The following is a 21013-nucleotide window of genomic DNA, read 5'->3' as shown; positions in this document are numbered from 1 at the left end:
CGTGCGCCGCATACGGGCCGGACGTCCGGGAAGAAATCAGAGCGGACCGCGCTGTCCGACCGACTTCAAGGATAGGTGTCGACCCGGACGCGCAGGCTCACGGGCTCTTGCCGCCGGGCGACGCGCTGCCATACTTACGTTGCCGTAGGTTACGGAACCGTAGGATCACAGTGCGTTTCCGGCGGCCCGGCACCCACCCTCAGTCCACATACCCCACAGGGGACACGCATGACCTCAAGCTCCGACGTGCTCGATGAAGCCACGAAGAAACCCCGGTCCGACGACGCGGCGCCCTCCGCCACGCTGGGTGGTGAGCGCAAGCGCTCCATCGAGCAGATCACGCTGCTGCTCTTCATCACGGTCCCCTTCCTGGCGCTGGTGGCGGCGGTGCCGCTGGCGTGGGGGTGGGGGGTGAGCTGGCTGGATCTCGGGCTGCTGGTGTTCTTCTACTTCCTCGGCTGCCACGGCATCACCATCGGCTTCCACCGTCACTTCACGCACGGGTCGTTCAAGGCGAAGCGGCCGTTGAAGATCGCGCTGGCGATCGCCGGGTCGATGGCGGTGGAGGGGCCGCTGGTGCGGTGGGTGGCCGATCACCGCAAGCACCACAAGTTCTCCGACGCCGAGGGCGACCCGCATTCGCCGTGGCGGTACGGGGAGACGGTCCCGGCGCTGATGAAGGGCCTGTGGTGGGCGCACATCGGCTGGATGTTCGACGAGGAGCAGACCCCGCAGGACAAGTACGCGCCGGATCTGATCAAGGACCGGACGCTGAGGGCGATCTCCCGGCAGTTCATCCTGTGGACGGCGCTGTCGCTGGGCCTGCCCGCGCTGATCGGCGGTCTGGTCACCATGTCGTGGTGGGGAGCGTTCACCGGCTTCTTCTGGGGGTCACTCGTCCGGGTGGCGCTGCTGCACCATGTGACGTGGTCGATCAACTCGATCTGCCACGCGGTGGGCAAGCGCCCCTTCAAGTCGCGGGACCGGTCGGGGAACGTGTGGTGGCTGGCGGTCCTGTCGTGCGGTGAGTCGTGGCACAACCTGCACCACGCCGACCCGACGTCCGCGCGGCACGGTGTGGAGCGCGGGCAGCTGGACTCCTCGGCCCGTCTGATCCGCTGGTTCGAGCAACTGGGCTGGGCGTACGACGTGCGGTGGCCGTCACGCTCGCGTATCGATTCGCGCCGCTGCACCGCGGAAGACGGCGCCCGGCGCGGGAAGGAACGCGTCGAGGCGGCATGATGGTCGGTGTGGCCACCGACTCCAGCAGCACCCCGAGCAACGAGAAGCCGCGGCGCACCCGTCGCACCCGGATGACCGGTGCGGAGCGCCGCCAGCAGCTGCTGGAGATCGGCCGCACCCTGTTCGCGGCGAAGGGCTTCGAGGGCACGTCGGTGGAGGAGATCGCGGCGAAGGCCGGGGTCTCCAAGCCGGTGGTGTACGAGCACTTCGGCGGCAAGGAGGGCCTGTACGCGGTGGTGGTGGACCGCGAGATGCGGCGTCTGCTGGACATGGTGACCGGCTCGCTGACGGCCGGCCACCCCCGCGAACTGTGCGAGCAGGCGGCGTTCGCCCTGCTCGACTACATCGAGGAGTACACGGACGGGTTCCGCATCCTGGTCCGTGACTCCCCCATCCCCCAGTCGACGGGCTCGTTCGCCTCCCTGATCTCGGACATCGCCACCCAGGTGGAGGACATCCTGGGCCGCGAGTTCAAGAGCCGCGGCTTCGACCCGAAGCTGGCCCCGCTGTACGCGCAGGCGCTGGTCGGCATGGTCGCGCTGACCGGCCAGTGGTGGCTGGACGTCCGCAAGCCGAAGAAGGCGGAGGTGGCGGCCCACCTGGTCAACCTGGCGTGGCACGGCTTGGACGGCCTGGAGCCGAAGCCGCATTTGATAGGGCGCCGCAAGAGCTAGCGCGGCTCCAGGAACTCCAGGCGGTTGCCCACCGGGTCCTCGGAGTAGAAGCGTTTGTGGCCCGGGAGGTTGTCGTCCCAGGTGACCGGGGCGCCGTGGGCGGCCAGTCGGGCCGCGTACGCCTCGATGGCGGTCACTCTCAGGCCGGGGTGGGCCTTCCTCGCGGGCCGGAATTCGGCCTCGACGCCCAGGTGGAGGCGTACGTCTCCCGCCTCGAACCAGCAGCCACCGCGCGCGGCCAGGGCGGGCGGCTTCGGCACCTCGGTCATGCCGAGGACGTCGGCGTAGTACGCGCGGAGGCGCTCCTCGGAGCCGGGCGGGGCGGCGAGCTGCACATGGTCGACGGCGGCGAGCATCACGCCTCCCGGACGGCGACCGCGAAGACGCGGCGGAAGGGGAACGGGGTGCCGTGCGGGCCGGTCGGATAGGCCGCTCGCAGGGCGGACCGGTACTCGTCGACGAACGCGTCGCAGGCCTCGGGCTCGTCCTCCAGAGCCGTCAGGACGGGACGCAGCCCCGTGCCCTTCACCCAGTCGAGGACCGGGTCCTCCCCGGTCAGCAGATGGACGTACGTCGTCTCCCACGCGTCGGTCGTGCAGCCGAGGGCGGTCAGGTGCTCCAGGTACGTCTCGGGGCGCAGGACGGCGTCCGAGTGCCGCAGGACGTCGGCGAGACGGCCGCGCCAGCGCGGGGAGGCGGCCAGTTCGCGCATCAGGGTGTGGCTGGGGGCGTCGAAGTTGCCGGGGACCTGGAAGGCGAAGGTGCCGCCGGGCGCGAGCCCGTCGATCCAGTCACCGAACCGGTCCGCGTGCCCCGGCACCCATTGCAGCGTGGCGTTGCTGATGATCAGGTCGTGCGGCTCCTCGGGCGTCCATGTGCGGACGTCGGCGTGGGCGAAGTCCAGTCCGCCGCCCTCGTGGTCGGCGCGGGCCTTGTCGAGCATCTCGGGCGAGTTGTCGTAGCCGGTGATCCGGGCGGCGGGCCAGCGCTCGGCGAGCAGGGCCGTCACGTTGCCGGCGCCGCAGCCGAGGTCGGCGATGCGGGGCGGGCCCCCCGGCAGGTCGGGGACGCGGGCGAGCAGGTCGGTGAAGGGCCGGGTGCGGTGGCCGGCGTGACGGAGGTACTGGGCCGGGTCCCAGATGGGGGTCGCTGCGGACATGGAGCCTCCTGATGACCGGTGGACGGGTACCCAGCGTCACCCGGCAACCATCTCGACGTCAAGAGACTTGATATCAAGAGACTTCACATCGACACAACCACTACACTGATCACCATGGAGGACGAGGTCGATCGGCTGGTCGCGGCGTGGCGTCGGGAACGCCCGGACCTCGACGTGGAACCGCTCGAGGTACTCAGCCGGGTGAGCAGACTGGCCCGGCACCTGGACCGGGCGCGCCGGCTCGCCTTCGCCGAGCACGGCCTGGAGTCCTGGGAGTTCGACGTCCTGACCGCGCTGCGCCGCGCCGGAAGCCCGTACCAGCTCTCGCCGGGCCAGCTCCTCACCCAGACGCTCGTCACCTCGGGCACGATGACCAACCGCATCGACCGCCTCACCAAGAAGGGCCTGGTGGAGCGGCTGCCCGACCCCAGTGACCGGCGCGGTGTCCTGGTCCGGCTCACGGACGAGGGGCGCGACCGCGCCGACCAGGCGCTGGCCGGACTGCTGGCCCAGGAGCGGGCGATCCTGGCGGAACTCACCCGCGCCCAGCGGGGCGAACTGGCCGGGCTGCTACGCCAGTTGACCGCCCCGTTCGACAACATCCCCGGTTAGGTCGACGGGCCCGACACCCGCCCGCCGGGCGAGGGCCACCGCCGCCAGGGTGGAGTGCACCCCCAGCTTCCCGAGGACGTTCTGCATATGGGTCCGCACGGTGTGCGGGGACAGAAACAGGCGCTCGGCGACCGCCTTGCGCCCCAGTCCCGCGACCATGCACCGGAGCACCTCCCGCTCGCGCGGGGTCAGCGACTCCACGAGCCGTTCACTCTCGGTGCGGTGTCTGCGGGCGGCGGTCAGCTCCCGCAGTACGCCGGTGAGCAGCGCGGGCGGCAGATGCGTCTCGTCGCGCAGCACGCCCCGTATGACGGTGAGCAGCCGGTTCAGCGAGCAGTCCTTGGCCACCCATCCGGAGGCACCCGCCTGGAGGGCGAGCGCGGCCCGGGCCGGGTCGTCCTTCTCGGCGAGGACGACGATCCGTACCTGCGGCTGCGCCGAACGCACCCCGGTGACCAGCGATATCCCGTCGACGAGCCCGTCCTCGTCACCGGCCTGCACGGGCACGGCGGGCCGGCCGCCCGGCACCTTGCCGCCCAGATCGGCGTCGACGAGCAGCACGTCGAACCGGCGCCCCTCGGCGGCCGCCCGCTCCAGGCAGCGCAGCGCCGCCGGGCCGCTGCCCGCCGCGGACACGTCGACGTCGGGCTCTGCGGCCAGGGCCGCGGCCAGTGACTCGGCGAAGATGCGATGGTCGTCGACGACCAGGACTCGAATGCGAACCACGAAACCCCCTTCCCCAAGCTCCGTATAGAGCAGGGGATTACCCCATCGTCGGAGGACGACACCGGCGCGGGTACGACGCCGAGGCCCTTGTCACTTCACTCACTGGACGTGGGACGGGCCGCCGCCGCCGCACGGCCGCCGCCGCGCGACCACCGCCACCCCACCTCGGACGCCGTACCCGACTGTCTCGCCCCCTGAACGGCGCCGGCCCCCACCGGCACTGTTCTTCAGGGTACGGGCGGGGGCCGGGAGCGGAAGGTTATTTGCAGAACTTGCGGCCTGAGGCGTTTATGGTGTGCCGCATGTTTCGTCTTGAGACAGAAGTCGACAAGGCCCGACGTGATCTGCTCCGCAGGCGGCTACGGGAGACGAACACCGCGGCCTCCACGATCCTGCGGGCGCTGCGCGGAACCCCGGACGAACGCGAATCGCCTTTGCACGTGTGGGCGTTGGATGCGAACGACGAACTGGCCGGCGGTCTGGTCGGCCACACCTGGACGACCTGGCTGCACGTGACCTACCTCTGGGTCGACGCCCGCCACCGCGGCACCGGCCTGGGCTCCCGCCTGCTCTCGGCGGCGGAAGGCCTGGCCGCCACCGAACGCGCCTGCACGGCGTCCCGCGTGGAGACCTGGGACTTCCAGGCCCCGGACTTCTACCGGAAACGGGGCTACGACGTGGTCTGCGTGATCCCCGACTATCCGCCGGGGATCACGGAGTACACCCTCACCAAACGGCTGGGCTGACCGTCAGCGCAGCCGCCGCGCCCCCGCCGAGGGCACCGCCTCGAAGACGCGGGGGGCGGTGAAGCCGGAGGACGCGAAGGCTTCCTCCACGGCCTTGGTGATGGTCGGGACGTCCGCCTCCTCCGCCAGGACGATGGCCGAGCCGCCGAAGCCGCCGCCGGTCATGCGGGCGCCGAGGGCGCCGGAGGCGACGGCGGTGTCCACCACCAGGTCGAGTTCGGGGCAGGAGACGCGGAAGTCGTCGCGCAGTGAGGCGTGGCCCTCCACCAGCACCGGGCCGATGGCCCGGGTGTCGCCCGACTCCAGCAGGGACACGACCCGTTCGACCCGCTCGTCCTCCGTCACCACGTGCCGGACCAGACGGCGGACCTCCTCCTCGTCGCCCAGCCGCTCCAGCGCCGCGTCGAGTCCGGCGTACGGAACGTCCCTGAGCGCGTCGACGCCCAGCAGGGCCGCGCCCTTCTCGCAGCCGGCGCGGCGCTTGCCGTACTCGCCCTCGCTGTGGCTGTGCTTGACCTGGGTGTCGACGACGAGCAGACGCATGCCCTCGGCCGCCAGGTCGAAGGGGATCTGGCGCTGGGAGAGGTCGCGGGTGTCGAGGAACAGGGCGTGCCCGGTCTCGCAGCAGGCCGAGGCCGTCTGGTCCATGATGCCGACGGGGGCGCCGACGTAGACGTTCTCCGCGCGCTGGCACAGCCGGGCGAGCTGCCAGCCGAGCAGGTCCAGGCCGAACAGGTCGTTCAGGGCGAGGGCGACCACGACCTCCAGGGCGGCCGACGACGACAGGCCCGCGCCCGCGGGGACCGTCGAGGCGAGATGGATGTCCGCGCCGGTCACCGCGTGCCCGGCCTCGCGCAGCGCCCACACCACGCCCGCCGGGTAGGCGGTCCAGCGCTTGTCGGACTCGGGGGCGAGGGCGTCAAGGCGCAGTTCCACGACCGGGCCTTCCACGTCGGCCGAGTGCAGGCGCAGCACTCCGTCCTCCCGCCGGGACACCGCGGCGACGGCGGTGTGCGGCAGGGCGAACGGCATGACGAAGCCGTCGTTGTAGTCGGTGTGCTCGCCGATGAGGTTGACCCGGCCCGGTGCCGCCCACACCCCGTCGGGCGCGGCCCCGTACAGCTCCTCGAACCTCTCGGCGACGGACCCCGCGACGGCCTCGCTGGACTCGCTCATGCCCTGACCCCTGACCCTTCGTGACGTTCTAGTTGGCCTGCTTGGCGCGCTGCTGCGCGAACTCCCACGCGTCCGCGACGATTCCGGCGAGGTCCGCGCGCGACGGGTTCCAGCCCAGCTTCTCCCGGGCGGTGGCCGCCGACGCCACCAGGACGGCCGGGTCGCCGCCCCGGCGGGGGGCCACGACCTCGGGGATCGGATGGCCGGTGACCTGACGGACCGTCTCCACGACCTGCCGCACGGAGAAGCCCTCGCCGTTGCCGAGGTTGCAGATCAGGTGCTCGCCCGGCACGGCGGCCCGCAGTGCGAGCAGATGGGCCTCGGCCAGGTCGGCGACGTGGATGTAGTCGCGCACACAGGTGCCGTCCGGCGTCGGGTAGTCGTCGCCGTAGACGGAGATCGCCTCACGCCGGCCCTGGGCCACCTGGAGGACGAGCGGGATGAGATGCGACTCGGGGTCGTGCCGCTCGCCGTACTGCCCGTACGCGCCGGCCACGTTGAAGTAGCGCAGGGAGACCGCGGCCAGCCCGTGGGCGGCCGCCTCGCCGGTGATCATGTGGTCGACGGCGAGCTTGGAGGCACCGTACGGATTGGTGGGCCGGGTGGGCGCGGACTCGACGATCGGTACCTGCTCGGGCTCGCCGTACGTCGCCGCCGTGGAGGAGAACACGAGCCGGCGCACTCCGGCCTCGCGCATCGCGCCGAGGAGCGCCATGGTGCCGCCGACGTTGTTGTCCCAGTACTTCTCCGGCTTCACCACCGACTCGCCGACCTGCGAGGACGCGGCGAAGTGCAGGACGCCGTCGTACGAGGCGTCCAGCCACTTCGCGGCGTCCCGGATGTCGCCCTCGACGAAGGCGGCTCCCGCGGGAACGCCTTCCCGGAAGCCGGTGGAGAGGTTGTCGAGCACGACGACCTCATGACCGGCCTCCAGCAGATGCTGGGCGACGACACCGCCGACGTAGCCGGCCCCTCCCGTCACCAGGTACTTGCCGCTCATGAACTCGCTACCTCCCGCAGTCGTTGGGCCGCGCGCTCCGGCGGCACGTCGTTGATGAAGACGTTCATGCCGGACTCGGAGCCCGCGAGGAACTTCAGCTTGCCGGACGTACGGCGGATGGTGAAAAGCTCGAGGTGGAGCGCGAAGTCGTCACGCGTCACCCCTTCGAAGTCCTCCAGCTGGCCGAACGGCGCCTGGTGCCAGGCCGCGATGTAGGGCGTCGGAGGCTCGTTCTCCCCGAAGATCCGGTCGAAGCGCTTCAAGAGTTCCAGGTACACCTGGGGAAACTCTGTGCGCGCCGCCTCGTCCAGCCCGAGCAGGTCCGGCACCCGGCGCCGGGGATACAGGTGGACCTCGTAGGGCCAGTGCGCCGCGTACGGCACGAAGGCCACCCAGTGTTCACCCTCAAGGACGATCCGCTCGTCGGCCAGTTCCCGCTCCAGCACGGCGTCGAACAGGTTCTCCCCGCCGGTCGCCTCCTTGTGTGCCGCCACTTGGCGCAGCATCAGGGCGGTGCGGGGGGTGGTGAAGGGGTAGGCGTAGATCTGCCCGTGCGGGTGCTGGAGGGTGACGCCGATCTCGGCCCCCCGGTTCTCGAAGCAGAACACCTGTTCAACGGAGGGCAGATGCGACAGCTCGGAGGTCCGGTCCGTCCAGGCGTCGAGCACCAGCCGCGCCTGCCGCTCGCTCAGACCGGCGAAGGAGGAGTGGTGGTCGGAGGTGAAGCAGACCACCTCGCACCGGCCGGAGTCCCCGGCCAGCGAGGGGAAGCGGTTCTCGAAGACGACCACGTCGTACGACGAGTCCGGGATCTCGCTCAGCCGGTCGCCCTCGGAGGGGCACAGCGGGCATTCGTCGGCCGGCGGGTGATAGGTGCGGCCCTGCCGGTGGGAGGCGACGGCGACGGAATCGCCCAGCAGCGGGTCGCGGCGGATCTCGGACGTGGTGACGGTGGCGTCCAGCGGACGGCGGTCGACGGCGTCCCGCACGGTGTCGTCGCCCAGGTCGTAGTAGATGAGCTCGCGACCGTCGGCCAGCCGGGTCGAGGTCTTCTTCACTGCGCTACTCCTCTACACCCACCAATCACTCAACACAATCAAACATAACACATCACAACTCACCAGCGAGCAACGCTCATCACGATCAAACAAAGAACGCCATGGGACGTGTTCAATTACCGAACACGGAGGCGTAGGTTCCGCATCGGATCAGTTCGCGAACGAAGCGAGTGTGTATGCAAACCCCCACATACCTGGCCGCAGAGCTTCGACTCCCCACCAACTGGCTGGACTACACGATCCTCGGGATCTACTTCGTCGTCGTGCTGGGCATCGGCTTCGCGGCCCGCCGCTCGGTCAAGACCAGCCTCGACTTCTTCCTCTCGGGCCGCTCCCTGCCCGCCTGGGTCACCGGTCTGGCGTTCATCGCCGCCAACCTGGGCGCCACCGAGATCCTCGGCATGGCGGCCAACAGCGCCCAGTACGGCGTCTACACGACCCACTGGTACTGGATCGGCGCCATCCCCGCGATGGTCTTCCTGGGCCTGGTGATGATGCCGTTCTACTACGGCAGCAAGGTCCGCTCGGTCCCCGAGTTCCTGCTGCTGCGCTTCGACAAGGCGGCCCATCTGCTCAGCTCGATCCTCTTCGCCGCCGCCGCCATCCTGATCGCCGGCGTCAACCTCTACGCCCTCGCGATCGTCGTCGAGGCCCTCCTCGGCTGGCCCGAGTGGGTGGCCATCGTCGTCGCCGGCTTCTTCGTCCTGGCCTACATCACCCTCGGCGGCCTGTCCTCGGCGATCTACAACGAGGTCCTCCAGTTCTTCGTCATCCTCGCCGCGCTCATCCCGATCACGGTGATCGGCCTGAAGAGCGTCGGCGGCTGGGACGGCCTCTCCGACTCCCTCACCGAATCGCACGGCGGCGACTTCATGACCGCCTGGGGCGGCACCGGCATCGGCAGCGACAACCCGCTCGGTGCCAACTGGCTGACCATCGTCCTCGGCCTCGGCTTCGTCCTGTCCTTCGGCTACTGGACCACCAACTTCGCCGAGGTGCAGCGTGCCCTGTCCGCGAAGAACCTCTCGGCGGCCCAGCGCACCCCGCTCATCGCCGCGTTCCCGAAGATCTTCATCGTGTTCCTGGTGATGATCCCGGGCCTGGTGGCCGCGGTCCTCGTCCCGCAGATCGGCACGCCGGAGTCGGACCTCCAGTACAACGACGCCATCCCGTACCTGATGGAGCAGTTCCTGCCCAACGGCGTCCTGGGCATCGCCGTGACCGGTCTGCTCGCCGCGTTCATGGCCGGCATGGCGGCCAACGTCTCGTCGTTCAACACCGTCTTCACCACCGACATCTGGCAGAAGTACGTGGTGAAGCACCGCGAGGACGCGTACTACGTCCGCTTCGGCCGCCTGATCACCGCGATCGGTGTCCTCGCCTCCATCGGCACGGCGTTCCTGGCCAGCTCCTTCTCCAACATCATGAGCTACCTCCAGACGCTGTTCTCCTTCTTCAACGTGCCGATGTTCGTGGTCTTCATCATCGGCATGTTCTGGAAGCGCGCCTCGATGAAATCCGGCTTCTGGGGACTGATCGCCGGTACGACCGCCGCGATGATCAACTACTTCGTCATCTACAAGCAGGGCATCATCGACATCCCGTCCGACCAGGGTGCCAACTTCGTCTCCGCGATCGCGGGGTTCGTGGCGGGCGCGGTGGTCATGGTCGCGGTGTCCCTGTTCACCGCCCCCAAGCCCGCGGACGAACTCGCGGGACTGGTGTACGGCACGCGCTCGCCCGGCATGGCGGAGCCGCCCGCGGAGGGCGACGACGCGTGGTACCGGAAGCCGGCGCTGCTGGGGTGGGGCGCGGTGATTCTGGCTGCCGCCTGCTACATCCCGTTCTCGTTCTGAACGCGGGAGGATTGAGGGACCATGTCCGAGCACTTTTCCGAGCGTGAGCTTCAGCAGGAGATCTCCGAGCTGGAGACGAAGTCCGCGACGGCCGCGCGGCTGTTCGACATCCGGCGGATCATCGGTGGGCTGTTCGTCGTGTACGGCGTGATCGTGATGATCGCGGGGTTCACGGCGTCCGATGCGGACATCGACAAGGCGGAGGGGGTCAATATCAACCTGTGGACGGGGTTGGGGATGCTGATCCTCGGCCTGCTGTTCCTGCTGTGGCTGAAGCTGCGCCCGACGGCTCCGCCACCACCGGATGTCGTTCCGGGGGAACGGGAGGAGTAGGCGGCCTTCGCAGCCCCGGTGCCTTGCGGGTGCCCGCGTAGCTGCGGGCAGTCGTGCCGCTTGGGGCGGCACGGGTGGGCGCAGCGGCACCCTGCGAGCGCCGGTGAGCGGTGTTGGTGCGGGTGGTGCGGGGCGGGACTTCGCAGCCCCGGCGCTATGCGGGGCGCTCCGCGTTGGGGTGAGCCGGGGGGTGTTCGCGCAACCCGGCGCTCACGGGGTGCCGTCGCGCCCACCCGTGCCGCCCCAGCGGCACGACTGCCCGCGGATGGGCGCGGCGGGCTGCCTGCGGCTGACGCGTGGGCGCCGATCCGACCCACCCCCACCGCTTACGCGCCGTTCAGCAGAACCGCGGAGGGCGGCGAAGCTTACGTGTCGTTCAGTGGGCCTGCCCGGTCCAGCAGGCCCGTCCGCGCGGCCAGTGCCGCCGCTTCCAGCCGCGAGCCCACGCCCAGTTTCATCAGCACCCGCTGCACATGCGTCCGCGCGGTCGACGGCGCGATGCCCATCCCCGCCGCGATCAGCCGGGTGTCCTCCCCGTCGGCCACCCGCACCAGCACCTCCACCTCCCGAGGCGTCAGCATCTGCAACAACCGCGCACCCTCGTCATCCGGCTGAGCAGCGGGATTCAACAGCTCCCCGAACGCCCCCTGCAACAACTGCGGCGCCACCGCCGCCTCCCCCGCCCGCGCCTTCATGATCGCCCGCTCGACACCCTCGATCCGCTCGTCGTGCCGCACGTACCCCGACGCCCCCGCCGCGAACGCCGCCGCGATCCCCCGCGGCGACGGCACCGGCCCCAGCACCACCACCGCCACCTGCGGCCGCTCCCGCTTGATCTTCACCACCGGATCGAACGCCCCCGCCTCCGCCGGCGCCGCCGTCCCCAGCAGACACACCTCCGGCGCCCTGCTGATCACCAGATCCGCCGCCCCCGCCGCCGGCGCCGCAGCCGCCAGCACCCGGTGCCCCCGCAGCTTCAACGCCGAGGCCAGCGCCTCGGCGAGCAACCGGTGGTCGTCGACCACCATCAGCCGCACACCCATCGAACAACCAACCCCCCACAACAACGCACCCCCGGACCCCCGGATGCCCCCGGAAGCTACACGCTTGTTCGACGTCGCGCTCCCCCTACCGGCGAGAATCGCCCCGGATCGCCGAAATTCTCGCATTCGATGGCGATGAGCGCATGATGAGCGGTACGCGCACGGCCCCGTCCCTGAGCAGGGACGGGGCCGTGCGAACGAGCCAGGAAAACCGATCAGCTCGTACCGAACGCGATCGCCAGATACTCCTTCTCGTCCGAAGCCGACGAGAAGTCACTCGCGAACACACCCGACATGTACAGACCGCCCTTGGAGAAGAGGATCTCCGAGTAGTCCGGGGACATCCGCGTCTCCGCGTCCCGCACGGCCTCCGTCGCCGGGTTCTCCATCAGCGTCGTCTGCTTGAAGGTGCCCCCGTCGATGCTGACGACCTGCCCGCCCTTGTCGTACGGCGGACGCTTGTACGCCAGGATGTTGCCGCCGTCCATCCGCAGCGGAGTGATCGTGTAGCCGTCACCCGCGTCGGCACGCTGGCCGGTCTGCTTGCCGGTCGCCAGGTCGAAGGCCACGACCTCGTTGGTCTGGCTGTACGACTCCCCGCCGCCCTCGTGCTCCTCGGTCGCGATGTACAGCCGGTCCTTGCCGACCGCCAGACCGCTGCACTTCTCGAGCTTGTAGATGGCGTCGCAGCGGGCCGCGAAGTCCTCGCCCGGCGCGGAGATGCGCGTACGCAGCTTGCCGGTCTTGTTGTCAATGGAGAAGAAGTCCGAGATGCCGCTGCCGTCACCGGCGGAGTCACCGACGTCGGCGGCCACGACCAGCGGCTCGGTGGACACGACGGCGGCGTACTCGATGCCCTCGTCCATCTTGTACTCGGTGATCACCTTCCCGGACTTCGGGTCGATGGTCTGGATGTGCAGCTGACGCTGCTCGTACGTGCCGCACTTGCGCACCGCGACCAGCTTCTCGCCGCCGCCGTACCCGGAGTCGTAGCAGGAGTCGGACGTCTTGGGCGCCCAGAGCTGCTTGCCGGAGGCGATCTCCCAGGCGGCGCCGCCGCTGGTGCTGCCCGCGGCGACCGTGCCTCCGCTGATCGTGACGTTGTTGAAGCTGATCGGCGTGGTGCCGGACTTGGCGCTCTTGGCCCACACCTGCTTGCCCGCCTCCAGGTCGATGACCGCGACCTGCGTGCAGGACTGCGGCTCCTCCTTGGTGGGCATGGCGGGCTTGAAGGTGATCGCCGTCTTGTTGTCCTCGGTGACGCGGCCGGTGGCGGCCTCGCACACCGGTCCGGGCAGGTCGATCGTCCACTTCTTGCCGCCGGTGGCACGGTCGTAGCCGACGATCTCGGCGATCCCGCTCTTGGCGTACACCGTGTCGGTCAGCCAGGAACCGGAGGTGGAGATGGTCGTGGTGCCCTTGGGGACCTTGGGCGCGGGCACCTGGAACAGCACCTTGGAGGCAGGGTCGGAGGGGGCCTTCTCCTGGGCGCCGGGCGAGGTACCGCCGGTACCGCCGCCGGTACCGCCGTCCCCGCCCTTCTTCTCCTTCTCACCGGAGCCCGCGGAGTTCTTCTTGTCGTCGTCGCCGGACGAGGACGCGTACCAGACGCCGCCACCGACGATCAGGGCGATGGCCACGACCGCGGAGACGATGATGGCGATCTGCGAGTTGAACTTCCTCCCGCCGCCCCCGGGCTGCGGCTGCATCGGCATGGTCGCCGGCTGCGGATACCCGTACCCGGGCTGCCCGTAGCCGGGCTGCCCGTACGGCCCCGGCTGCTGCGGCTGCCCGTACGCGCCCGGCTGCTGCTGCCCCGGATACCCGTACCCGGCGGCCGGAGGCTGCTGCGGATACCCGTACCCGGGCCCCTGCGGAGCCGGCGGAGGGGTCCCCGGCGCCGCCGGGGCCGCGGCCGGCGGCGTCGGCGGAGTCTGCGGATAGCCGTACCCGGGCTCGGGAGCCTTGTTGGTGTCGGGCCCGTTCGGAGCGGGCGGCGGCGACTGGGGAGGTTGCGGAGGCCCGAACCCCGGCTGCTGCGGAGGCTGGTTGGGCGGCGGAGGCGGCTGGGTCATGACGTGAGTACCTCGGGGAAGGGAAGGGGACGACGGGCAACGGAAAGGGGCCGGGAACTACGACCCTTACTTGCCGTAGGCGAGCATCAACTTCTCCTTCGATTCGTCATTGCCGGTCAGCCGGGTGGTCGAGATGTAGAAGCGTCCGTCGACCCAGTCGATCGACTTGCTGAAGAAGCTGTTCTCGATGTCCGCGACGCCCTGCGGGTTCTGCATCAGCTTGGCGGGCTCGTGGCCACTTCCGCTGATGGGGATGGCCACGATCTGGCCGCCCGCGTCGTACGACGGCGCGACGTAGGCGATGAGCTTGCCGCCCTCGACCTTCATCGGCTGCATCGACTCCTCGGCCGGGGACTTGACCCGCCAGAGCTCCTTGCCGGTGTCGAGGCTGATGGCGACGATCTCGTTGGCCCCGGTGGTGGCCTTGGTGGGCAGGTAGACGGTGTCCTCGTCGACGACGACGCCCTCGCAGCCCTGGAGGTCGCGCGCGAGGATGGCCCAGCCGCAGCCGGGGTCGAAGTCCTCGTCGACGGTGACCTGGGAGCGGAACTTGCCGGTTCCGGTGAAGGCGGAGATGTTCCAGGCCTTCTTGTCCTCGTTGGTGCTGTAGATGACCACGGGGTCGACGGAGTAGGCACGCTCGACGCGCCACCCCTTGTCGAACTTCTGGGTCCACTTCACCTTGCCGGTCTTGGGGTCGAGCTCCCGCAGCTCATCGTGCTCGTTGTTTCCGCCGGCGCCGCAGGACGCGACCTGGAGCAGCCGCTCGCCGCCCGCGAAGGCGGCGGGGAAGCAGGGGTCGTCGCCGTACTTCTTGGCGTCGAACAGCTTCTTGCCGCTGGTCACGTCGTACGCCGTGCCGGACTGCGAGCGGCCCACCATCAGGGTGTTGCCGGTGAGGGACATCTCGATGGAGAGCACGGAGTCGAACAGCGCGCCCTCGGCGACCTCCTGCGTCCAGCCCTTCTCGCCGGTGTTGAGGTCGACGAGCTGGAGCTGGTTGCACTTGGCGCGGTCGCTGCTGCCGCTCATGTAGGCGATGACGACCTTGTCGTCGGCCGTCTTCTCGTTCGTGACGGCGCAGATCTTCTCCGGGAAGGCGATGGTGTCCCAGGCGGGCTTGCCGTCGCCGACGTTGTAGGCGGAGAGCTCCTTGTAGGCGGCCTTCACGGCCGTCTCGCCGGTGACCCACATGCCGGGGGCGTCGGCGCCGGAACCGGGCGCGTCGGGCGCCTCCTTGTACCAGAGCACCTTGGACTCACCGGCCTTGCGGCCCTCGTTGAGGTTCTCCGGGTCCTCGCCGCCGTCGCCGCTGCCGTCGCCCGGGTTGACCGGGGCGCCGCCGCTGGCTTCGGGCTTGGGGTCGTCGGTCTGCTTGGCGACGGGCTTCTTGTCCTTCTCGCCGTCGTCACCGGAGACGGCCCACACGGTGCCGCCGATCACCAGCAGGGCGGCCACCGCGGCGCCGACGACCAGGGCGGGCTTGCCCTTGAAGGGGTTGCGGGAGCCGCTCCCGCCGGGCGGCGGCGTGCCGGGTGCCCCGGGGAACTGCGGCTGCCCCGGGTATCCGTGCCCCGGCTGCCCGTACGGCCCCGGCTGCTGCGGCTGGCTGTAGGGCCCGGAGGCGTACGGTCCGGAGTTGTACGGTCCCGGCTGCTGCGGAGGCTGCTGCGGGTAGCCGTACCCCGGCTGCGGCGCGCCGGCCGGAGGCGGCGGGGTCGGTGCCCCGAAGCCACCTCCCGGCGGCGGATCCTGCGGTGCTCCGAAGCCGCCTTGCGGCGGCTGGTTGGGCGGCTGAGTCATCAGCGCGTTCCCCCTCACTCACTGATTTTTAGCCACGCCCTGAGGTACACAGTGGACTCAGAGTCGTCTTCAGACAGTTCTCAGACGGCTCTTTCTATCACCCGGCGCCGACAGGCCAGCGGGCCGCGTCCTCCCCTGTTCCCAAGGGAGAACCGGCCCGTGATGCCCTCGTTACGCGCCTTCACGCCCTCTTCACGCTGTGCGCGCCCCCTGCACGCGGCGAAGAGTGTGCGGCTCAGGCGTCCTCCGCCAGTTCCAGCCAGCGCAGCTCCAGTTCCTCGCGCTGCCCGGTCAGCTCCCGCAGCTCGGCGTCGAGTTCGGCCACCTTCGCGAAGTCGGTGGCGTTTTCGGCGATGGCGGCGTGCAGTTTGGTCTCCTTCTCGGAGACCTTGTCGAGCTGCCGCTCGATCTTCTGGAGTTCCTTCTTGGCGGCCCGCTGGTCGGCGGCGCTCCTCTCCGGCGCGGACCCCTGGGCCGCCGCGGCCGGGACGGGGGCCACCGAGGCGGCGGCGGCCTCCTCCATCCGCTTGCGGCGCTCCAGGTACTCGTCGATGCCGCGCGGCAGCATCCGCAGGGTGCCGTCGCCGAGGAGGGCGAAGACGCGGTCGGTGGTGCGCTCGACGAAGAACCGGTCGTGGGAGATGACGATCATCGAGCCGGGCCAGCCGTCGAGGAGGTCCTCGAGCTGGGTGAGGGTCTCGATGTCGAGGTCGTTGGTGGGCTCGTCGAGGAAGAGGACGTTGGGCTCGTCCATCAGCAGGCGCAGCAGCTGCAACCGCCGCCGCTCACCACCGGACAGGTCCCCGACGGGCGTCCACTGCTTCTCCTTGTTGAACCCGAAGGTCTCGCACAGCTGTCCGGCGGTCATCTCGCGGCCCTTGCCGAGGTCGACGCGCTCCCGCACCTGCTGCACGGCCTGGAGCACCCGCCATTCGGGGTCCAGTTCGGCGACCTCCTGGGACAGATAGGCGAGCTTGACGGTCTTGCCGACGCGGATGTGCCCGGCGGCCGGCTGCACCTCGCCCTCGCTCCGGGCGGCGTCCGCCAGGGCCCGCAGCAGGGAGGTCTTCCCCGCGCCGTTGACCCCGACCAGACCGATGCGGTCACCGGGGCCGAGCTGCCAGGTGACGTGCTTGAGCAGCACCTTGGGCCCGGCCTGGACGCTGATGTCCTCCAGGTCGAACACCGTCTTGCCGAGCCGCGACGAGGCGAACTTCATCAGCTCGCTGCTGTCACGCGGCGGCGGCACGTCCTGGATGAGCTCGTTGGCGGCCTCGACCCGGAACCGCGGCTTGGACGTCCGCGCGGGAGCGCCGCGCCGCAGCCAGGCCAGCTCCTTGCGGACCAGGTTCTGCCGCTTGACCTCCTCGGTGGCGGCGATGCGTTCGCGTTCCGCGCGGGCGAAGACGTAGTCGGAGTAGCCGCCCTCGTACTCGTACACGTCACCGCGCTGCACGTCCCACATGCGGGTGCAGACCTGGTCGAGGAACCAGCGGTCGTGGGTGACGCAGACAAGCGCGGACCGGCGGGTGCGCAGATGCTGGGCGAGCCAGGCGATGCCCTCGACGTCGAGGTGGTTGGTGGGCTCGTCGAGGACGATCAGGTCCTGGTCCTCGATGAGCAGCTTGGCGAGCGCGATCCGGCGGCGCTCACCACCGGACAGCGGTCCGATGACGGTGTCGAGGCCCTTGGGGAACCCGGGCAGGTCCAGTCCGCCGAACAGTCCGGTCAGTACGTCCCTGACCTTGGCGTTCCCGGCCCACTCGTGGTCGGCCATGTCCCCGATGACCTCGTGCCGGACGGTGGCGGCGGGGTCGAGCGAGTCGTGCTGCGTAAGCACCCCGAGCCGCAGCCCGCCGGAGTGCGTCACCCGCCCGGTGTCGGCCTCCTCCAGCCGGGCGAGCATCCGGATGAGGGTGGTCTTGCCGTCACCGTTCCGGCCCACGACCCCGATCCGGTCCCCTTCGGAAACGCCGAGGGAAATCCCGTCGAGCAGCGCACGCGTCCCGTACACCTTGCTGACGTTCTCGACATTGACCAGATTGACGGCCATTTCTCTCCTGCCCGGTGGATCGATCAGCTTTCAAGCGTAGGCCCTGCCGGGGGGCGGCCGGGACGCGAGGAGACAGTCACTCTTTGTGATGGCGTGATCGGATGTCGGTGGCTCCGGTGGAGGGCAGGCAGCAGGATCCCGTTCATGGGAGAACTCTTGACCGCCGAGTCCGCAGAGCACCGCCGCCGCTGGCCGGTGCCGCCCGTGGACGGCTACACCGTGGACGACCTGTTCACTTTGCCTGATCTCCCGCCGCACACTGAGCTGATCGACGGGAGTTTGATTGTCGTGAGTCCGCAGCAACGCTTCCACTCACTGGCGATCGATCTCTTGTCCAACGGGCTACGTAGCTCTCTCGGCCCGGAGTTCAGTGTCGAGCAGAGGATGACTGTCATCCTCGACAAGCGGAACGGCCTCGAACTCGATGTCAGCGTGGTTCGAGCCGACGCGGTCACAGGGTTGGACCAGACGAGCTTCCGGCCTGAGGACGTCCTGCTCGCCGTGGCAGTCGTCTCGCCCGACTCGGAATCCCGCGACGGTACGACCAAACCGCACAAGTACGCCCGCGCGGGAATCCCCAACTACTGGCGTGTCGAGCAGGACGGAACCACCGGCCGTCCCCTCGTCCATGTCTACGAGCTCGACCCGATGACGCGGTCCTATGTACACATGGGTTGGCACCGCGACCGGATCAAGGTCGACAAGCCTTCCGCCATCGCCATCGACCTGGGCCCGGTCGAAACGCGACCCTGAGCGCTTCAGACGACTGTCGCACCCGGCACGGGCCCTGCCGCCGCACGCACCGCCCGGCAGGTCCCCGAGGCGCGCAGGGCCTCGGCGATCCCCTCCGCCGCCTCCGCGTCCCGCGCCAAGAACGCCGTCGTCGGGCCCGACCCCGAGACCAGCGAGGCCAGTGCCCCAGCCGCCCGCCCCGCCGCGAGCGTGTCCGCCAGTTCCGGGAACAGGGACAGGGCCGCCGGCTGAAGGTCGTTCGAAACGGCCGCGGCGAGCGCGTCGACGTCACCCTTGGCCAGGGCGTCGATCAGTTCCCGTGAGGCCACCGGCTCGGGAATCTCCAGCCCTTCCCCCAGCCGGTCGAACTCCCGGAACACGGCCGGCGTCGACAGCCCCCGCGAGGCCATCGCGAACACCCAGTGGAAGGTGCCCCCGACCTCCAGCTCCGTCAGCTTCTCGCCCCGGCCGATGCCCAGTGCCGCCCCTCCCACCAGGCTGAACGGCACATCGCTGCCCAGCTCGGCGCAGATGTCGAGGAGTTCCTCGCGCGAGGCGCCCGTCCCCCACAGCGCGTCGCACGCCAGCAGGGCACCCGCTCCGTCCGCGCTGCCGCCCGCCATGCCCCCGGCGACGGGGATGTCCTTGGCGATGTGGATGTGGACGTCCGCGTCACGGCCGTACCGCTCGGCGAGCACCAGGGCCGCGCGGGCGGCGAGGTTCGTACGGTCGAGCGGGACCTGGCCGGCGTCGGGGCCGGCGCAGGTCACGCGCAGCTCGTCGGCCGCCGTGACCGTGACCTCGTCGTGGAGGCCCACCGCGAGGAAGACGTTGGCCAGGTCGTGGAAGCCGTCGGGGCGGGCCGCGCCGACCGCGAGCTGGACGTTGACCTTGGCGGGGACGCGGACGGTGACGCTCACTGCTGACCCGGCTCCTTGCTTGTGGCGTGCTCGGCGATGCGCGCGAACTCCTCCACCGTGAGGGACTCGCCCCGCGCCTGCGGCGACACCCCCGCCGCGACCAGGGCGGCCTCCGCCGCCGGCGCCGAACCCGCCCACCCGGCGAGCGCGGCCCGCAGTGTCTTGCGGCGCTGGGCGAAGGCCGCGTCGACGACCGCGAAGACCTCGCGCCGGGAGGCGCGCGTCTTCAGCGGCTCCGCGCGGCGGACCAGCGAGACCAGCCCGCTGTCGACGTTCGGCGCGGGCCAGAAGACGTTCCGTCCGATGGCCCCGGCCCGCTTCACCTCCGCGTACCAGTTGGCCTTGACGGAGGGCACGCCGTACACCTTCGAGCCGGGCGGGGCGGCGAGCCGGTCGGCGACCTCCGACTGGACCATGACGAGGGTGCGCTCGATGCTCGGGAACGTCTCGAGCATGTGCAGCAGCACCGGCACGGCCACGTTGTAGGGGAGGTTCGCGACCAGCGCGGTCGGGGCGGGGCCGGGCAGCTCGGTGACGTGCATGGCGTCGGAGTGGACCAGTGCGAACCGCTCGGCCCGCTCGGGCATGCGGGCGGCGACGGTCGCGGGCAGCGCGGCGGCGAGCACGTCGTCGATCTCGACGGCGGTGACCCGGTCGGCGGCCTCCAGCAGCGCCAGGGTGAGCGAGCCGAGCCCCGGGCCTACCTCGACGACGACGTCGTCGGGGCGGACCTCGGCGGTGCGGACGATACGGCGGACCGTGTTGGCGTCGATGACGAAGTTCTGGCCGCGCTGCTTGGTGGGCCGTACGCCGAGGGATGCCGCCAGTTCACGGACGTCGGCGGGGCCCAGGAGGGCGTCGGGGGTGGGGCTGCTCACGGGACAAGGGTACGGGGCACGGGGACCCCCCAGGTCACGCCTGTGGATAACCGAAGGCGCGGGCCGTGTTCGCCCCGAGGGCCGTGGCGAGGACGTCCTCGTCGACGCCCCGTACGGCCGCCATCGCGCGCACGGTCACCGGCACCAGGTACGGGGCGTTGGGCCGCCCCCGGTACGGCACCGGGGTCAGGAACGGCGCGTCGGTCTCCACCAGGACCAGTTCCAGCGGGGCCACGGCGAGCGCGTCCCGCAGGTTCCGCGCGTTCTTGAAGGTGACGTTCCCGGCGAACGACATGTAGTAGCCGGCGCTCGCGCAGATCTCCGCCATCTCCGCGTCGCCCGAGTAGCAGTGGAAGACCGTGCGCTCGGGCGCGCCCTCCTCCTTGAGCACGCGCAGGACGTCGGCGTGGGCGTCGCGGTCGTGGATGACGAGGGCCTTGCCGTGCCGCTTGGCGATCTCGATGTGGGCGCGGAAGGACTTCTCCTGTGCCTCCTTGCCCTCCGGCCCGGTGCGGAAGTAGTCGAGGCCCGTCTCGCCGACGCCCTTGACCTGGGGCAGCGCGGCCAGCCGGTCGATCTCGGCGAGCGCCTCGTCCAGTCCCGCGTCGCCGCCGGGTTCGCGGGCGCCCTGCCTCGACCAGCCGTCGGGGTCGCCGTGGACGATCCGCGGCGCCTCGTTGGGGTGGAGCGCGACCGTCGCGTGGACGGCGTCGTACGCCGCGGCCGTCTCCGCCGCCCACCGGGACCCCTTGAGGTCGCAGCCGACCTGCACCACCGTCGTCACGCCCACCGACGCGGCCTTGGCGAGGGCCTCCTCCACCGTGCCGGACTGCATGTCGAGGTGGGTGTGCGAGTCCGCGACCGGTATCCGCAGGGGCTCCGGGAGCGGCGGGGCGGCGTTCTTGTCGGGGGCGTTCGAAGGCATGC

At 70.4% G+C, this 21013-nt stretch carries 20 protein-coding genes; 7 read left to right on the top strand and 13 right to left on the bottom strand.

Going from position 1 to position 21013, the window contains the following annotated elements; all coding sequences use genetic code 11:
* Positions 1 to 228: 228 nt before the first annotated feature.
* On the top strand, positions 229 to 1242 hold the full coding sequence (locus tag ACZ470_RS31665; RefSeq protein WP_468432782.1) for an acyl-CoA desaturase: 1014 nt from the start codon (positions 229 to 231) through the stop codon (positions 1240 to 1242).
* Positions 1239 to 1916 (top strand): TetR/AcrR family transcriptional regulator, encoded by a 678-nt coding sequence (locus ACZ470_RS31660; RefSeq protein WP_468432780.1) that lies wholly within the window; start codon positions 1239 to 1241, stop codon positions 1914 to 1916. The genes ACZ470_RS31665 and ACZ470_RS31660 overlap by 4 nt, the downstream gene beginning before the upstream one ends.
* Here the strand turns inward: ACZ470_RS31660 and ACZ470_RS31655 are convergent.
* A complete protein-coding gene (locus ACZ470_RS31655; RefSeq protein ID WP_468432779.1) occupies positions 1913 to 2272 on the bottom strand; it encodes a VOC family protein in 360 nt (119 codons plus the stop codon). The genes ACZ470_RS31660 and ACZ470_RS31655 overlap by 4 nt on opposite strands.
* The gene (locus ACZ470_RS31650) at positions 2272 to 3075 is read right to left on the bottom strand and encodes a trans-aconitate 2-methyltransferase (RefSeq protein ID WP_468432777.1); all 804 of its coding nucleotides are present in this window, start codon (positions 3073 to 3075) and stop codon (positions 2272 to 2274) included. Before ACZ470_RS31650 ends, ACZ470_RS31655 begins: the two co-directional genes overlap by 1 nt.
* A gap of 114 nt (positions 3076 to 3189) precedes the next feature.
* On the opposite strand from ACZ470_RS31650, the gene ACZ470_RS31645 reads away from it, so the two are divergent.
* The gene (locus ACZ470_RS31645) at positions 3190 to 3687 is read left to right on the top strand and encodes a MarR family winged helix-turn-helix transcriptional regulator (protein WP_384709925.1); all 498 of its coding nucleotides are present in this window, start codon (positions 3190 to 3192) and stop codon (positions 3685 to 3687) included.
* Here the strand turns inward: ACZ470_RS31645 and ACZ470_RS31640 are convergent.
* Positions 3646 to 4413 (bottom strand): LuxR C-terminal-related transcriptional regulator, encoded by a 768-nt coding sequence (locus ACZ470_RS31640; RefSeq protein WP_468432775.1) that lies wholly within the window; start codon positions 4411 to 4413, stop codon positions 3646 to 3648. The genes ACZ470_RS31645 and ACZ470_RS31640 overlap by 42 nt on opposite strands.
* Positions 4414 to 4703: 290 nt before the next feature.
* Here ACZ470_RS31640 and ACZ470_RS31635 point away from each other — a divergent pair, with 290 nt between their 5' ends.
* Complete coding sequence (locus tag ACZ470_RS31635) at positions 4704 to 5159, top strand: GNAT family N-acetyltransferase (protein WP_468432774.1); 456 nt, start codon at positions 4704 to 4706, stop codon at positions 5157 to 5159.
* 3 nt (positions 5160 to 5162) lie between these two features.
* On the opposite strand, the gene galK is transcribed toward ACZ470_RS31635, so the two are convergent.
* From galK to galT, 3 genes are read right to left on the bottom strand one after another with little or no spacing between them, the layout of a single operon-like run.
* Positions 5163 to 6335, bottom strand: coding sequence for a galactokinase (gene galK, locus ACZ470_RS31630; RefSeq protein ID WP_468432772.1), 1173 nt, complete (start codon positions 6333 to 6335; stop codon positions 5163 to 5165).
* A 28-nt stretch (positions 6336 to 6363) separates the two neighbouring features.
* Complete coding sequence (gene galE / locus ACZ470_RS31625) at positions 6364 to 7335, bottom strand: UDP-glucose 4-epimerase GalE (protein ID WP_468432770.1); 972 nt, start codon at positions 7333 to 7335, stop codon at positions 6364 to 6366.
* Complete coding sequence (galT, locus tag ACZ470_RS31620) at positions 7332 to 8393, bottom strand: galactose-1-phosphate uridylyltransferase (protein WP_468432769.1); 1062 nt, start codon at positions 8391 to 8393, stop codon at positions 7332 to 7334. The genes galE and galT overlap by 4 nt, the downstream gene beginning before the upstream one ends.
* Before the next feature lie 176 nt (positions 8394 to 8569).
* Here galT and ACZ470_RS31615 point away from each other — a divergent pair, with 176 nt between their 5' ends.
* Both ACZ470_RS31615 and ACZ470_RS31610 read left to right on the top strand, forming a co-directional pair.
* A complete protein-coding gene (locus ACZ470_RS31615; protein WP_468432767.1) occupies positions 8570 to 10249 on the top strand; it encodes a sodium:solute symporter family protein in 1680 nt (559 codons plus the stop codon).
* A 21-nt stretch (positions 10250 to 10270) separates the two neighbouring features.
* Positions 10271 to 10582, top strand: coding sequence for a hypothetical protein (locus tag ACZ470_RS31610; protein WP_468432766.1), 312 nt, complete (start codon positions 10271 to 10273; stop codon positions 10580 to 10582).
* A 365-nt stretch (positions 10583 to 10947) separates the two neighbouring features.
* Here ACZ470_RS31610 and ACZ470_RS31605 read toward each other — a convergent pair whose 3' ends face one another.
* The 4 genes from ACZ470_RS31605 to ACZ470_RS31590 form a co-directional block, all read right to left on the bottom strand.
* A complete protein-coding gene (locus ACZ470_RS31605; protein ID WP_468432765.1) occupies positions 10948 to 11625 on the bottom strand; it encodes a helix-turn-helix transcriptional regulator in 678 nt (225 codons plus the stop codon).
* A 215-nt stretch (positions 11626 to 11840) separates the two neighbouring features.
* Positions 11841 to 13700 (bottom strand): outer membrane protein assembly factor BamB family protein, encoded by a 1860-nt coding sequence (locus tag ACZ470_RS31600; RefSeq protein WP_468432763.1) that lies wholly within the window; start codon positions 13698 to 13700, stop codon positions 11841 to 11843.
* A 66-nt stretch (positions 13701 to 13766) separates the two neighbouring features.
* The gene (locus tag ACZ470_RS31595; protein WP_468432761.1) at positions 13767 to 15503 is read right to left on the bottom strand and encodes an outer membrane protein assembly factor BamB family protein; all 1737 of its coding nucleotides are present in this window, start codon (positions 15501 to 15503) and stop codon (positions 13767 to 13769) included.
* A 235-nt stretch (positions 15504 to 15738) separates the two neighbouring features.
* Positions 15739 to 17556, bottom strand: a complete 1818-nt coding sequence (locus ACZ470_RS31590) for an ABC-F family ATP-binding cassette domain-containing protein (RefSeq protein ID WP_468432760.1) — start codon at positions 17554 to 17556, stop codon at positions 15739 to 15741.
* Positions 17557 to 17712: 156 nt separating this feature from the next.
* Between ACZ470_RS31590 and ACZ470_RS31585 the strand changes: the two genes are divergently transcribed.
* A complete protein-coding gene (locus tag ACZ470_RS31585; protein ID WP_468432758.1) occupies positions 17713 to 18309 on the top strand; it encodes a Uma2 family endonuclease in 597 nt (198 codons plus the stop codon).
* Between the two features lie 5 nt (positions 18310 to 18314).
* On the opposite strand, the gene ACZ470_RS31580 is transcribed toward ACZ470_RS31585, so the two are convergent.
* The 3 genes from ACZ470_RS31580 to ACZ470_RS31570 are packed head-to-tail and all read right to left on the bottom strand — an operon-like array spanning position 18315 to position 21011.
* Positions 18315 to 19208 (bottom strand): 4-(cytidine 5'-diphospho)-2-C-methyl-D-erythritol kinase, encoded by an 894-nt coding sequence (locus ACZ470_RS31580; protein WP_468432756.1) that lies wholly within the window; start codon positions 19206 to 19208, stop codon positions 18315 to 18317.
* Positions 19205 to 20086 carry a 16S rRNA (adenine(1518)-N(6)/adenine(1519)-N(6))-dimethyltransferase RsmA gene (gene rsmA / locus ACZ470_RS31575; RefSeq protein WP_468432754.1) on the bottom strand — a complete coding sequence of 294 codons (882 nt, stop codon included), beginning with the start codon at positions 20084 to 20086 and terminating at the stop codon, positions 19205 to 19207. Before rsmA ends, ACZ470_RS31580 begins: the two co-directional genes overlap by 4 nt.
* Before the next feature lie 34 nt (positions 20087 to 20120).
* Positions 20121 to 21011 (bottom strand): TatD family hydrolase, encoded by an 891-nt coding sequence (locus tag ACZ470_RS31570; RefSeq protein ID WP_468432752.1) that lies wholly within the window; start codon positions 21009 to 21011, stop codon positions 20121 to 20123.
* Between the last annotated feature and the right edge of the window lie 2 nt (positions 21012 to 21013).

Source organism: Streptomyces sp. NPDC031111 (assembly GCF_055570675.1).
The sequence above is the reverse complement of the archived record's forward strand: the minus strand, read 5'-3'. Positions and strand labels throughout refer to the sequence as shown.

Excerpts from the sequence above, each read along its gene's own strand:
- ACZ470_RS31665 (WP_468432782.1), top strand. The coding sequence starts at position 229 with ATGACCTCAAGCTCCGACGTGCTCGATGAAGCCACGAAGAAACCCCGG.
- ACZ470_RS31660 (WP_468432780.1), top strand. The coding sequence starts at position 1,239 with ATGATGGTCGGTGTGGCCACCGACTCCAGCAGCACCCCGAGCAACGAG.
- ACZ470_RS31655 (WP_468432779.1), bottom strand. The coding sequence starts at position 2,272 with ATGCTCGCCGCCGTCGACCATGTGCAGCTCGCCGCCCCGCCCGGCTCC.
- ACZ470_RS31650 (WP_468432777.1), bottom strand. The coding sequence starts at position 3,075 with ATGTCCGCAGCGACCCCCATCTGGGACCCGGCCCAGTACCTCCGTCAC.
- ACZ470_RS31645 (WP_384709925.1), top strand. The coding sequence starts at position 3,190 with ATGGAGGACGAGGTCGATCGGCTGGTCGCGGCGTGGCGTCGGGAACGC.
- ACZ470_RS31635 (WP_468432774.1), top strand. The coding sequence starts at position 4,704 with ATGGTGTGCCGCATGTTTCGTCTTGAGACAGAAGTCGACAAGGCCCGA.
- galK (WP_468432772.1), bottom strand. The coding sequence starts at position 6,335 with ATGAGCGAGTCCAGCGAGGCCGTCGCGGGGTCCGTCGCCGAGAGGTTC.
- galE (WP_468432770.1), bottom strand. The coding sequence starts at position 7,335 with ATGAGCGGCAAGTACCTGGTGACGGGAGGGGCCGGCTACGTCGGCGGT.
- ACZ470_RS31615 (WP_468432767.1), top strand. The coding sequence starts at position 8,570 with ATGCAAACCCCCACATACCTGGCCGCAGAGCTTCGACTCCCCACCAAC.
- ACZ470_RS31610 (WP_468432766.1), top strand. The coding sequence starts at position 10,271 with ATGTCCGAGCACTTTTCCGAGCGTGAGCTTCAGCAGGAGATCTCCGAG.
- ACZ470_RS31605 (WP_468432765.1), bottom strand. The coding sequence starts at position 11,625 with ATGGGTGTGCGGCTGATGGTGGTCGACGACCACCGGTTGCTCGCCGAG.
- ACZ470_RS31600 (WP_468432763.1), bottom strand. The coding sequence starts at position 13,700 with ATGACCCAGCCGCCTCCGCCGCCCAACCAGCCTCCGCAGCAGCCGGGG.
- ACZ470_RS31595 (WP_468432761.1), bottom strand. The coding sequence starts at position 15,503 with ATGACTCAGCCGCCCAACCAGCCGCCGCAAGGCGGCTTCGGAGCACCG.
- ACZ470_RS31590 (WP_468432760.1), bottom strand. The coding sequence starts at position 17,556 with ATGGCCGTCAATCTGGTCAATGTCGAGAACGTCAGCAAGGTGTACGGG.
- ACZ470_RS31570 (WP_468432752.1), bottom strand. The coding sequence starts at position 21,011 with ATGCCTTCGAACGCCCCCGACAAGAACGCCGCCCCGCCGCTCCCGGAG.